A 12,793-nucleotide genomic window follows, 5' to 3' on the forward strand; every position below is an offset into this window, starting at 1 on the left:
GGCGACACGAGGTCGCCCGGCCGGCCGCCGGGGTCGGAGCGGGTGGCGGTGCGGCGGTCAGCCGCCAGGGCGGGGCGCCGCCGCCGTCGAGCGCCGCACGACGAGCTCCGGCTCGAAGAGCAGCTCGTCGCGCGAGACCGTGGCGCCCGCGATCATGCTGGCCAGGATGTCGACCGCGGCCCGGCCCATCGCGTCGATCGGCTGCCGGACGGTCGTGAGGGCAGGGTCCGTGGAGTTCATCAGCGCGGAGTCGTCGTAGCCGACCACCGACACGTCGCGGGGCACGTCGAGCCCCGCGCGCCGCACCGCCCGGACGGCGCCGAGCGCGAGCGGGTCGGACGCGCACAGGATCGCCGTCGCGCCGACGTCGAGCAGCCGGCCCGTCGCGGCCTGCCCGCTCTCGAGCGAGTACTGGCTGTGCACGACGAGCTCGTCGGGGAGCTCGACGCCGTGCCGCTCCGCGAAGCCGCGCGCCGCCGCGAGCTTGCGCTCGGACGGCACGTGGTCGCGCGGGCCCAGCAGCAGCCCGATGCGCGTGTGCCCCATGGACACCAGATGCTCCAGCGCCTGGTGGGTGGCGATGAGGTCGTCGCAGGAGACGTGCGGGAAGTCGAGGCTCTCGATCGACGCGTTGATGAGCACCACCGGGAGGTTCAGCGCCTGGAGCCGCTCGTAGTGCGCATGGTCGGCGTCGCGCTCGGCGTAGAAGCCGCCCGCGAAGATGACCCCCGACACCTGCTGGCCCAGCAGCAGGTCGATGTACTCCGCCTCGGAGATGCCGCCCGCGGTGCGCGTGCACAGCACCGGCGTGTACCCCTGCTGCGCCAGCGCGCCGCCCACGACCTCCGCGAAGGCGGGGAAGATCGGGTTGGCCAGCTCCGGCAGCACCAGTCCCACCAGGCGCGGCCGGTCGCCGCGCAGCTTGGTGGGCCGCTCGTAGCCCAGCACGTCCAGCGCCGTGAGCACGGCGTCCCGGGTCGCCTGCGACACCCCGGGCTTGCCGTTGAGCACCCGGCTGACCGTCGCCTCGCTGACCCCCACCTTCGCGGCCACGTCGGCCAGTCGTCTCGACATGTCCTCGACTGTACACGCGATCACGCAAGCCGCTTGCGTGACTTGCAGCGTTTGCGCATCGTTCTCCGGCAGCTGTCAGGGCCACGTGCGGGTTTCCCTGCACGTGGCCCTGACAGCTCGCCGCCCGGGGCGCGTCGCCGTCGGTGCGTCAGGCGCCCGCGGGCCGCCAGGGACCGTGGGGGTCGCCCGGCTCCTGGTTCCTGGTCCACCACCTCGCGGTGTACGACCGGCCCTCGTGCTCGACGACGTCACCGGCGTCGAAGATCCGCGACGACGTCCACACCGCGGTGCCGTCGGCCGTCTCGGCGACCTCCTGCCACGGGCCCCAGTCGGACTCCCCCGGCGTCTGGCCCCGCGTCCACCAGGCGGCCTCCCAGACGGCCCCGTCGTGCGCGACGCGGTCGCCGGCGGTGTAGGTCACGCCGGCGTCCCAGGCCGGTTCCTCGGGCTCCGCCCCGTCCTCGGCGAGCCGGAGGAACGTGATCGAGTGCGCCGGGAAGTCGTAGGTGAACGACGTCCCCGCCCCCTCGAACACCCGGTCCACCGGGACCACGCGCTCGGGCCGCGTCTTGGTGTTCGTCGCCGACGGGTCGGCCTTCATCTCGGTGACCGTCGCCGTCGCGGCCGGCTCGAACCCGCCCGTGACCTCGACGTCGGTGCGCGCCACGGCGTCGCCGACGTTGACCACCTTGGCCACGAGCTCGCCGGTCTCCTCGTCGTGGGTCACGACCTGGAACAGCGACTTCGTCACCGGCTCCGTGTAGGTGAGCTGCAGCTCGCCGTCGAGGTAGAGCGTGACGGTGCGTCCCTCGACGACGACCTTGATCCGGTAGTCACGACCGTTCTCCAGCGGCGTGAAGGACTCCGCCGCGGCGACCTCGCCCTGGCGCGCGCCGTCGGCCCGCTCCAGCACGGACCGGGTGTTGCCCCAGCCGCCCACGTTCCACCAGTAGAAGTCGTCGCTCGCGCTCGCGCCGAACCCGACGAGGAAGCCCTCGGCGCCGCCGGCCTTCCGGGCCGTCACCTCCATCGTGTAGTCGTGCCAGTCCTCGTCGTAGGCGCCGGTCACGATGCTCCGGGCGTCCTCGACCCCCGCGTCGGACTGCACGTACCGGCCGTCCTGGACCGACCAGTCCCCGCGCTGCGCCTCCCAGCGCGACGCGTCGTCGAACGAGTCCGCGAACAGGACGTCGCCCGTCGCGTTGTCGGTGACCCGCACGTCGTCGTACTGCGCCTGCGTGGCCCACGTGGACAGGAAGACGCCGCCGTCGACGTCCGGCGGGACGACGTCGGGCCCGTCGCCCAGCTCCGACGGGACCACCTGGTCGCCGGCGTTCGTCATGAACATCTGCTGGGTGTAGTAGTTCACCGAGCCCCACGACTGGTCGTTGTCGAACCACATCATGTCCGGCGACCACTGCACGTAGTCCTCGTTGGCGAACATCGGCGCGTACGAGGCGAGCTCGACGACGTCGGAGTTGCGCTCCAGCCCGGTCATGTACGCCGCCTCCGCGAGCGCGTTGCCGAAGGTGTTGCCCTTCGACGCGTACTCTCCGAGGAAGACGTGCGGGCCGTTCCGGTCGTAGGAGTCGTACCGTGCGTCGTTCGTGAGGAACCAGGACGGGTCGTTGTAGTAGTGCTCGTCGACCATCGCGACGCCCTGCTCGCGGTTGAAGTCCCAGAGCTCGTCGAACCGCGTGCCGGCGTCGTCGGGCCCGGAGTTGGAGATCACCGTGATGTCGGGGTACTCCGCCTCGATGGCGTCGCGGAACGCCGGGAAGTTCTCCTGGAACTTCGGCGTGTTCTCCTCGTTGCCCAGGCCGATGTACGGCAGGTCGAACGGCTCCGGGTGCCCCAGCTCGGCACGCTTCGCGCCCCACTCCGTGTCCGTGCCGCCCGTGGCGAACTCGATGAGGTCGAGAGTGTCCTGGATCCAGCGCGGGCGCTGCTCGTCAGTCATCTCCGGGATGCGCGACCCGCAGCCGTTGGCGCCCACGGACACGACGGGCAGCGCGAAGGCGCCGAGGTCCTCGGCGAACTCCAGGTACTCGAGGTAGCCGATGCCGTACGACTGGTTGTAGCCCCAGAAGTTCCAGTTGGTCGGGCGTTCCTCGACCGGGCCGATGGTCTCCTTCCACTGGTACGTCCGCTGCCGGTCCTGGCCGTCGGACTCGAGGTAGGAGTCGAAGGTGCCGACGTTGGTGACGCAGCCGCCCGGGAACCGCAGGAAGCTCGGGTCGAGCGCGGCGACCTTCTCCGCGAGGTCCTTGCGCAGCGTGCTCCTGCCGTTGACCGGCCCCACCCACGTGTCCTGCGGGAACAGCGACACCATGTCGAGGCGCAGCGTGCCCTCGGCGCCCGTCGCCACCCGCAGCCGCGCCGCGTTCGTCGTCGCGGAGGCGGTCACGGTGGCCGTGTACCGCGCCCAGTCGTCGGAGCCGTCGACGGCGACCGTCGCCGTGCCGTACGTCGTCGCGCCGTCGGCGGACACGAGGGTGGCCGTGAGGTGCTGGGCGACGTCGGACCGCGCCCACACCGAGAAGTCGTACGACGCCCCCTCCCTCAGCGCGACGCCCTCGTTGTAGGAGGAGTTCGCGACGCCGGTGGTGCCGTCGGAGGTCACCGTGAGGTAGTGCCGGTTGCTGTCGTTCAGCCACTCGCCGCGCTCGGACTCGACGGCGACCTCGCCGCCGCCGGTCTGCTCCCAGCCCGTCATCCCGGTGAAGCCCGCGTTGTCCTCCGTCGCGAACTCGAACGACCGGTTGCGCACCAGCTCGGCGTACAGGCCGCCGTCGGCGGCGTAGTTGATGTCCTCGTAGAACACGCCGTACAGGTCGTCGCTCATCTCCGTGCGCTCGGCGGCGGAGTCGATCGTCAGCCGCTGCTCGACGACCTCCGGCTCGCCCTCCGGGTACGCGTCGAGCAGCGCCTGCTGCTCGGCGGTGGTGATCGGCAGCACCGTGCCGTGCCGCGGGTGGCTCGGCAGCTCGGCGTCGGGCACCGAGGTCCAGTCGCCGCTCGCCAGGTCGTCGGTGCGGAACAGCATGTACCCCTGGCCGCCGTGGTACGACGGCTGGTCGATCATCATGAACCAGGAGTCGTCGGTCAGGGACGGGAAGACCGTGGGCCCCTCGCCCGCGGTGAACTCGCCGCCCCACGGGTTGGGCTCGCCCACCCCGACACGCTCGGCGACGAGGTCCCACCCGTCGCCGTCGGTCACGCCCTGCGTGCGGGACAGGTCGTCGGACGACTCCTCGCGGACGGTCATGTCCGCCTCGTCCTTGGTGAACCGGTAGTAGGTGCCGTCCTCGACCGCGACCGTCGAGTCGATCATGCCCCGACCCGCACCGCGCTCCTCGTCGATCCACACCTGCGGCTCGGAGAAGCTCCCCGCGGAGAAGTCGGGCGTCGTGGCCGACAGCATCCGCTGGTACGACGTCGCGATGTCCCGGTCCTCCGGCGCGACGTCGTCCGGGTACAGCGCCGACGCCCAGTAGACGACGAACTGCCCGGCGGCGGCGTCCCACGTCGCCTCGGGCGCCCAGAGGTTGCCGGCGCCCGGCGGCGCGACCTCGACCTCGCGCTGGTCGGACCAGTGGATCAGGTCCTCGGACGACCAGACCATCATCGACCGGCTGCCGGTCTCCTGCGCGTCGCCGAAGTTCCCCCCGCCCGCGATCTTCAGGTCGGTCGCCAGCAGGTAGTACGTGCCGGTCTCCGGGTTGCGGGTGAGGAACGGGTCGCGCAGCCCCTTCGTGCCGAGCGTGGACTCGAGGACGGGCTCGCCGCCGTTGAGGGTCGCCCACGCGGTCGGGTCGTCCGCCTCGCTGACGGCCAGGTAGATCTTCTCGCCGCCGTCCTGCTCGCCGGCGAAGTAGGGGAAGACGTAGGCGCCGTAGCCGTCGTCGGCGGCGGCTTCGGGGGCCGCCCGCGGCGGGACGGCCGCGGCCGCCGTGGCGGGCAGCGCGAGGGCGAGGACCGCTGCCGCCAGGGGCGTCGACCATCGGGGTCTGTGCTGCCGGGCTCGGGTGTGCATCGTTGTAGAACCTCCGTGTCGTACGTCGTCGTACAGGTGCGGGGGTGGGACGCCGGGCCGGCGGCGTGTGCCGACGACCCGACGCCCGGACAGGCGCTGAGCCGGAGGACGGCTAGGAGCGCCGCAGGGCGAGCAGCCGCTGCAGGACCACGAAGACCAGCAGCAGCGCGCCGATGACGATCTTGGTCCACCACGAGCTGAGGGTGCCCTCGAAGGTGATGATCGTCTGGATGAGGCCGAGCACGAGGACGCCGAGCACGGACCCGAGCACGAAGCCGGTGCCGCCGGTGAGCAGCGTGCCGCCGATGACGACGGCCGCGATCGCGTCCAGCTCCATGCCCACGCCGGTCAGGGAGTAGCCCGACCGCGAGAACATCGCGAAGAGCAGGCCGCCGAGGCCGGCGCACGTGCCGCTGATGACGTACACGAGCACCTTGGTGCGCGCGACGGGCAGGCCCATGAGCTTGGCCGACTGCTCCCCGCCGCCGATGGCGTACACGGTGCGGCCGAACTGCGTGTAGTGCAGCAGGTAGAACGCGACCGCCACGACGACCAGCGCGATCACGACGCTCGACGTGATCCGCCACTGTCCCCCGGCCCACGTGTCCCAGGAGGCCAGGGCGACGAAGGTCTCGTCGTCGATCGGGATCGACTCCGGGGCGACGAGGAAGCACAGGCCGCGGGCGAAGAACATCGCCGCGAGCGTCGCGATGAACGGCTGCACCTCGAAGACGTGCACCATCGCGCCGACGAGCAGCCCGATCAGCGAGCCGACGAGCACGACGAGCGGGATCACGACCCCCGCCGGGACTCCCGCGCGCAGCAGGTAGGCCGCGGTCACCCCCGACAGCGCCAGCACCGAGCCGACCGAGAGGTCGATGCCGCCGGTGAGGATGACGAACGTCATCCCGACGGCCAGCACGATGAGGAACGCGTTGTTGATGAACAGGTTCGCGAGCACGCCCACGGACAGGAAGTTGTCGTAGCGGGCGCCGCCCACCACCAGCAGCAGGACGAACACCACCAGGGTGCCGACCACGGGCAGGTAGCGGCGGTCGACGCGCAGGCGCCGTCCGACGGCGGGCACGCGGTCCGGGGACGGCGCCCCGGGACGCGAGGATGCCAGGGTCGTCATGAGGCCACCACCTTGTCCGTGGCGACGTCCGCGGGCTTGTCCGACGGCGCGACGGGCGCCGTCCTGCCGCGCCGTCGCGTGCGTTCCGAGAGCTTGCGCCGCATGGCGGGCGACTGGAGCAGCGTCACCGCGGCGACCACCAGCGCCTTGAACAGCGGCGTCACGAGCGGCGAGATGCCGACGTTGGTCACCGTGAGCGACAGCGTCGCGATGATGAGCACGCCGACGAAGGTGCCGGAGAGCGAGAACTTGCCCCCGGCCAGCGACGTGCCGCCGATGACGACGGCGAGGATCGCGTCCAGCTCGATGAACAGCCCGGCGTTGTTCGCGTCGGCCGCCATCACGTTGGACGACAGGATCAGTCCGGCCAGCGCGGAGAAGAGGCCGGACAGCGCGAAGACCGTCCACACGATGGTCCGTGCGCGCACGCCGGCGAGCCGGCTCGCGGCGGGGTTGATGCCGACCGACTCGACGAGCATCCCGAGCGCCGTGCGCCGCACGAGCAGCGAGACGAGGGCGAACACGCCGAAGGCGACCAGGGTCGCGACGGGCAGCCCGAGCCAGTACCCGGCGCCGAGCATCTTGAACGGGGCGCTCGTGACCGTGGTGATCTGCCCCTCGGTGATGAGCATGGCGACACCGCGGCCGGCGGTCATGAGGATGAGCGTGGCGATGATCGGCTGGATCCCGAGCACGGACACGAGGAACCCGTTCCAGACGCCGAGCACCAGGCCGAGCGCGAGCGCCATCCCGATCGCGAGCAGCACGGTCGTCGTCGACGCCGGGTCCGGTGCGCCCGCGATGAAGGTGAGGGCCACCGCCCCCGAGATCGCGACCACGGCGCCCACGGACAGGTCGATGCCGCGGGTGGCGATCACCAGCGACATGCCGAGGGCGACCAGCATCAGCGGGGCGCAGTTGCGCAGGATGTCGATCGGCGACCCGAAGAGGTGGTCGTCGAGGATCGACACGGACAGGAAGCCCGGTCGGACGGCCGTGTTCACGGCGAGCAGCGCGACGAGCGCGACGACCGGCCAGAACAGGTGGTGGCGCGCGACGGCGCCGAACCCGCCGGTGGCCTGGGATGTGGGCATCAGCGGTCCCCTCCGCTCGCGATGAGCTCGACGACGTCGTCGACGCCGACGGTGTCGGTGTTGGTCAGCTCGGCGACCTTCTGCCGGTCGCGCATGACGGCGATGCGGTGGCTGAGCCGCACCACCTCCTCGAGCTCGGCGGAGATGAACAGCACCGCCATGCCCCGGCCGGCCAGGTCGGACACCAGGCGCTGGATCTCCGCCTTGGCGCCGACGTCGATGCCGCGCGTCGGCTCGTCGAGGATGAACAGCTCGGGGGCGGTGGCGAGCCAGCGGGCCAGGAGCACCTTCTGCTGGTTGCCGCCCGACAGGTTGCGCAGCAGGGCGTCCGGGTTGGCGGGGCGGATGTTCAGCGCCTCGATGTACCGGTGCACGATCTCGTCGACCTGCTTGCCGGGCAGCCGGCGCAGCCAGCCGCGCTCCGCCTGGAGGCCGAGCACGATGTTCTCCCGCACCGTCAGGTCGCCGACCACGCCCTCGGCCTTGCGGTCCTCCGACGAGAACGCGATCTTCCGCTCGATCGCCGCGCGCGGGGTGCGCAGCCGGGTCAGGGCGCCCTTCACCGACAGCGTGCCCGTGTCGGCCCGGTCCGCCCCGGCGAGCAGGCGGGCCACCTCCGTGCGCCCGGAGCCGAGCAGGCCGGCCAGCCCCACGACCTCGCCCTCGTGGACGTCCAGGTCGAACGCCTGCACGGAGCCGCGCCGCCCGAGCCCCACGGCCTGGACGAAGGGCGTGCCCTGGGCCGCGTCGACGGTGTGCTCGGTGCGGACCTCGAGGTCCTCCAGCACCTCCATCGACCGGCCGATCATGCGCGAGACGAGCTCGCTCCGGGTGATCTCCGACGTCCGGTACTCCCCCACGCGCGCGCCGTTGCGCAGCACGGTCATGCGGTCGGAGAGCTCGAACACCTGCTCGAGGAAGTGCGACACGAACAGGATCGCGACGCCCTGGTCGCGCAGCCGGCGCACGACGGCGAAGAGCCGCGCGACCTCGTCGGCGTCGAGGCTGGACGTCGGCTCGTCGAGGATGAGCACCTTGGCGTCCACCACCATCGCCCGGCTGATCGCGACGAGCTGCTGCACGGCGATCGAGTGCGACCCGAGCGACGACGCGGGGTCGACGTCGAGCCCCATGGTGGCGAGGTGCTCGGCCGCCCGGCGGCGCGTGCGGGGCCAGTCGATCGCGCCGAACCGCCGCGGCTCGTTGCCGAGCATGATGTTCTCCGCCACCGTGAGGTTCTCGCAGAGGTTGACCTCCTGGTACACGGTGGCGATCCCCGCGGCCTGCGCCTCGCCCGGGCCGGAGAACCGGTGCGGCTCGCCGCCGACGAGGATCTCGCCGGAGTCGATGCCGTAGACGCCCGTGAGCGCCTTGATCAGCGTGGATTTTCCCGCGCCGTTCTCGCCCATGAGGGCGTGCACCTCGCCGGGCAGGAGCCGGAGGTCCACGCCGTCGAGCGCCTTGACGCCCGGGAACTCGATGGAGATCCCGGTCATCTCGACGACGGGGCGCACGTCCTCCGGGCCTGCGGCGCGGCTGCTGCCGGCGGCACCGGCGTCCGATGGCGTCATCCTTGACCTTCCGTGGAGCGCGGTGGGTGCGGCGCGGGCGTCCCGCTCCGCACCCACCGCGGGTCTCGGTGGAGCGTACCGACGATCAGTACTGGCGGTCCGGCAGGGCCGCCTTCGCCGCCTCCTGGTCGAACGCCTCGTCCTGCGTGACGATGCGCTTCTCGACCGCCTCGCCCGCCACGACCTTCTTCGCGATCTCCGCGAGGTCCGGGCCGAGCAGCGGGTTGCACTCGACGATGTAGTTGATCTTGCCGTCGGCGAGCGCCTGCATGCCGTCCTTGACGCCGTCGACGGTGATGATCTTGATGTCCTTGCCCGGCACCTTGCCCGCGGCCTCGATCGCCTCGATGGCGCCCAGGCCCATGTCGTCGTTGTGGGCGAAGACCAGGTCGATGTCGTCGTACTTCTGCAGGAAGCCCTCCATCACCTGCTTGCCCTCGGTGCGGGTGAAGTTGCCGGTCTGCGAGTCGATCATCTCGATGTCGGAGCCCGCGATCGCGTCGGCGAAGCCCTGCTGCCGGTCGATCATCGGCGCGGCGCCGGTGGTGCCCTGCAGCTCGACGGCCTTGTAGCCCTCGCCGTCGTACTGCTCCACGGCCCACTCGCCGGCGCGCTTGCCCTCCTCGACGAAGTCCGACCCGATGAACGACTCGTACAGGGTGTCGTCCTCGGAGTCGACGGCCCGGTCGGTGAGGATCACCGGGATGCCCGCGGCCTTGGCCTCCTCGAGCACGGCGTCCCAGCCGGTCTCGACGACGGGCGAGAAGGCGATGACGTCGACCTGCTGCTGGATGTAGGACCGGATCGCCTGGATCTGGTTCTCCTGCTTCTGCTGCGCGTCGGAGAACTTGAGGTCGAACCCGTTCTCCTGGGTGAGCGTGTCCTGGATGGACTTGGTGTTGGCCGCGCGCCAGCCGGACTCGGCCCCGACCTGCGAGAAGCCGAGGACGATCGTGTCCGAGGCCGCGGCGGACTCGCCGCCCCCGTCCCCGCCGCCCTGGGGCGCCTGCTCGCTGCTGCACGCGACGAGCGAGGCTGCCGTGAGGGCCGCGACGAACATCGCCGCTCCGGCGCGCCGGAAGTTCTTGCTCATGATCTCCTCCTCGAGACGCCGGCCGACCGGGGGACCCGGTCCGTGGGTCTGCTCTGACCCTCCGGCAACGCTTGTGTGACCGCTAACATAGCGGAGATGTGACCGGTCACATAGAGGTGCTCCACGATTCCACGTCACGGTTCCGTAACGCCGCCACCGGTGCTCCGCGCGCGGCGCGGAGACCGTCAGGAGTGGCCGGGGTCGAGCTCGTCGAGCTCGTCGACGTCCGCCGCGATCATCTCGACGATGGTGTCGACCGTGACCCCCGGACCGTTGCTCAGCTCGCCGATCTTCTCGCGGTCCTTGAGCACCACGATGCGGTCGGCGAGGCGCACCACCTCCTCCAGCTGGGAGGAGATGAAGACGACGGCGACCCCCTCGCCCGCCAGCCGCGCCACCCGGCGCTGGATCTCCAGCTTGGCGGCGATGTCGATGCCCCGCGTCGGCTCGTCGAGGATCAGCACGTGCGGCCGCGTGGCCAGCAGCCGGGCGAGCAGCACCTTCTGCTGCGTGCCCCCGGACAGCTCGCCGGCCGGCCGGTCCAGGTCCTCGGCCGACAGGTGCAGGGCGTCGAGGTACGTGTCGACGACCGCGTCCTGCTCGCCCCGCGACAGCGGCCGCGACCAGCCCCGCAGCGCCTGCAGCGCCAGCACGATGTTCTCCCGCACCGTGAGCCCCGCGACGATGCCGTCGTCGCGCACGTTCTCGCTCGACATCGCGATCCGGTGCCGCAGGGCGGCCCCCGGGCTGCGAAGCTGCACCCGGACGCCGTCGAGCCACAGCTCCCCGCGGTCGGGGCGCTCCACCCCGCTCATCAGCCGGGCGAGCTCGGTGCGCCCCGACCCGCGCAGCCCCGCGAAGCCCACGACCTCGCCCCGGGACAGCTCGAGGTCGGTCGGCTCGAGGACGCCGTGGCGCCCGAGGGACGACGCCCGCAGCGTCGCCTCGCCCGTGCCCGCGTAGTGGTGCGCGAGCCGCTGGGAGCGCAGCGCCTGGAGCGCGTCGATGTCCTCGCCGAGCATCTTGGAGATCACCTCGGCGCGCTCGACGTCCGCCGTCCGGAACTCCGCGACGACGCGGCCGCCCCGCAGCACGGTCATCCGGTCGCTCACCTCGAAGACCTGCTCGAGGAAGTGCGAGACGAACAGCACCGCGACCCCCTGGTCGCACAGGCGGCGCACGACGCCCAGCAGGCGGGCGGCCTCGTCCGCGTCCAGGCTCGACGTCGGCTCGTCGAGCACGAGCACGCGCGGCTCGAGGACGATCGCCCGGGCCACCGCCACGAGCTGCTTGGTCGCGGGCGACAGCGCGGACAACGGGGCGCGCGGGTCGATGTCCTCGATCCCGAGCGCGGCGAGGGCGGCCGCCGCACGCGCCCTGGTCCGGCCCCAGTCGATGCCGAACCAGCCGCGCACCTCGTGCCCGATCATCACGTTCTCGGCGACGGTCAGGTGCGGGCTCAGGTGCGTCTCCTGGAAGACGGTCGCGATACCGTCCGCGCGGCTCTGCGCGACGCTCGTCGGCGGGGTCGCGACGCCGTCGACCACGACGGTCCCCGCCAGGATCGGCAGCGTCCCCGTGAGCGCACCGATGAGGGTCGACTTGCCCGCGCCGTTCTCCCCCATGAGCGCGTGCACCTCGCCCGGCCGCAGCGCCAGGTCCACGTCGTCGAGGACCCGCACCCCCGAGCGCTCCACCGTGATCCCGCGCAGCACGACCACGGGGGCCTGCGCCTCGGACCGGGACGTCATCGGGCGGCCTTCCGCGGCGGGGCGCTCGACGCGCGCGCGACGATCTCCGGGGGGATCTTCGTGACCGTCGGGATCTCCTGCTCCTCGATCGCGGACCGCAGGACGTCGACGACCGAGACGCCGAGCGCGTGGAAGTTCTGCCGCACCGTCGTCAGCGGGGGGATGACGTGCCGCGCGAGGGGGATGTCGTCGAAGCCCACGACGCTCACGTCGTCGGGCACCGAGAAGCCACGGTCGTGCAGGCCGTGCACGAGGCCCACGGCCATGTCGTCGTTCGCGGCGAAGATCGCCGTGTACTCCGGGAGCTCGCGGATGCCGCGCGCGAAGTCGTAGGCGAAGTCCGCCGTCCAGTCCCCCACGACGATGGGTCGCTCGCGCAGCCCCCACGACTTCGTCCGGGCGTGGAAGGACCGCTCGCGCGTGCGGGCGTCGAGCCAGTCGAGCGGCCCGGCCAGGTGCAGGATGTCGCGGTGGCCGAGCGAGACGAGGTGGTCGACGGCGAGCGCCGTGCCGGCCTGCTGGTCGACGGTCACGGTGAGGAACGTCGGGTCCTTGTCGGGCTTGACGACCAGCACCGGGACCCCGACGGCGATGCGGCGCAGCGCGGCGATCGACGACGACCGCGGCGCCACGACGCAGAGCGCGTCGACGCCCTGCGCGACGAGGTGGTCGACGGCCTCCTGGGGGGTGATCTCCTCCCCCGCCCGCAGGAGCACGGAGCTCACCACGTACCCGGACGCGCGGGCGGCGGACTCGACGGCGTACAGCGTGCTGGTCGGCCCGAACGTCGCCGCGCTCTCCACGAGGACGCCGATGCGCCGGCTGCGCTGGGTGGCCAGGGCCCGTGCCGTCATGTTCGGCCGGTAGCCGAGCTGCTCGATGGCCTCCTCGACCCGGCGCCGGGTGGCCTCGCGGATGTTCGGGTGGTCGTTGAGCACCCGCGACACCGTCATGTGCGAGACGCCGGCGAGCTGCGCGACCTGCCGGATGTTCGGCTTGTCGGCGGCGGGACTCGCCATGCGGGGCCTCCACGGGATGC

The 12,793-nt window shown here is 71.9% G+C and carries 8 protein-coding genes; all 8 read right to left on the bottom strand.

Annotated features, from left to right (window positions below; translation table 11 throughout):
- Positions 1-57 precede the first annotated feature (57 nt).
- A complete protein-coding gene (locus tag ACFQ8E_RS20980) occupies positions 58-1,074 on the bottom strand; it encodes a LacI family DNA-binding transcriptional regulator (RefSeq protein WP_430552502.1) in 1,017 nt (338 codons plus the stop codon).
- A gap of 148 nt (positions 1,075-1,222) precedes the next feature.
- Positions 1,223-5,110 carry an alpha-L-arabinofuranosidase C-terminal domain-containing protein gene (locus ACFQ8E_RS20985; protein ID WP_430552503.1) on the bottom strand — a complete coding sequence of 1,296 codons (3,888 nt, stop codon included), beginning with the start codon at positions 5,108-5,110 and terminating at the stop codon, positions 1,223-1,225.
- Between the two features lie 112 nt (positions 5,111-5,222).
- On the bottom strand, positions 5,223-6,245 hold the full coding sequence (yjfF, locus tag ACFQ8E_RS20990; RefSeq protein ID WP_430552504.1) for a galactofuranose ABC transporter, permease protein YjfF: 1,023 nt from the start codon (positions 6,243-6,245) through the stop codon (positions 5,223-5,225).
- Entirely contained in the window at positions 6,242-7,339 is a 1,098-nt protein-coding gene (locus ACFQ8E_RS20995) for an ABC transporter permease (RefSeq protein ID WP_430552505.1), read from the bottom strand. The genes yjfF and ACFQ8E_RS20995 overlap by 4 nt, the downstream gene beginning before the upstream one ends.
- Positions 7,339-8,910, bottom strand: a complete 1,572-nt coding sequence (locus ACFQ8E_RS21000) for a sugar ABC transporter ATP-binding protein (RefSeq protein WP_430552506.1) — start codon at positions 8,908-8,910, stop codon at positions 7,339-7,341. Before ACFQ8E_RS21000 ends, ACFQ8E_RS20995 begins: the two co-directional genes overlap by 1 nt.
- Before the next feature lie 85 nt (positions 8,911-8,995).
- Complete coding sequence (locus tag ACFQ8E_RS21005) at positions 8,996-10,003, bottom strand: ABC transporter substrate-binding protein (protein ID WP_430552507.1); 1,008 nt, start codon at positions 10,001-10,003, stop codon at positions 8,996-8,998.
- A 185-nt stretch (positions 10,004-10,188) separates the two neighbouring features.
- Positions 10,189-11,754: a sugar ABC transporter ATP-binding protein gene (locus ACFQ8E_RS21010; RefSeq protein ID WP_430552508.1), complete on the bottom strand. Its 1,566-nt coding sequence runs from the start codon at positions 11,752-11,754 to the stop codon at positions 10,189-10,191.
- Positions 11,751-12,773, bottom strand: a complete 1,023-nt coding sequence (locus tag ACFQ8E_RS21015; protein ID WP_430552509.1) for a LacI family DNA-binding transcriptional regulator — start codon at positions 12,771-12,773, stop codon at positions 11,751-11,753. The genes ACFQ8E_RS21010 and ACFQ8E_RS21015 overlap by 4 nt, the downstream gene beginning before the upstream one ends.
- Positions 12,774-12,793: the final 20 nt, after the last annotated feature.

The organism is Isoptericola sp. NPDC056573, from assembly GCF_042793335.1.
Lineage (GTDB): Bacteria > Actinomycetota > Actinomycetes > Actinomycetales > Cellulomonadaceae > Isoptericola.

What these genes read in the sequence shown, in the direction of transcription:
- ACFQ8E_RS20980 (WP_430552502.1), bottom strand. Translation starts at nt 1,074, where the DNA reads ATGTCGAGACGACTGGCCGACGTGGCCGCGAAGGTGGGGGTCAGCGAG.
- ACFQ8E_RS20985 (WP_430552503.1), bottom strand. Translation starts at nt 5,110, where the DNA reads ATGCACACCCGAGCCCGGCAGCACAGACCCCGATGGTCGACGCCCCTG.
- yjfF (WP_430552504.1), bottom strand. Translation starts at nt 6,245, where the DNA reads ATGACGACCCTGGCATCCTCGCGTCCCGGGGCGCCGTCCCCGGACCGC.
- ACFQ8E_RS20995 (WP_430552505.1), bottom strand. Translation starts at nt 7,339, where the DNA reads ATGCCCACATCCCAGGCCACCGGCGGGTTCGGCGCCGTCGCGCGCCAC.
- ACFQ8E_RS21000 (WP_430552506.1), bottom strand. Translation starts at nt 8,910, where the DNA reads ATGACGCCATCGGACGCCGGTGCCGCCGGCAGCAGCCGCGCCGCAGGC.
- ACFQ8E_RS21005 (WP_430552507.1), bottom strand. Translation starts at nt 10,003, where the DNA reads ATGAGCAAGAACTTCCGGCGCGCCGGAGCGGCGATGTTCGTCGCGGCC.
- ACFQ8E_RS21010 (WP_430552508.1), bottom strand. Translation starts at nt 11,754, where the DNA reads ATGACGTCCCGGTCCGAGGCGCAGGCCCCCGTGGTCGTGCTGCGCGGG.
- ACFQ8E_RS21015 (WP_430552509.1), bottom strand. Translation starts at nt 12,773, where the DNA reads ATGGCGAGTCCCGCCGCCGACAAGCCGAACATCCGGCAGGTCGCGCAG.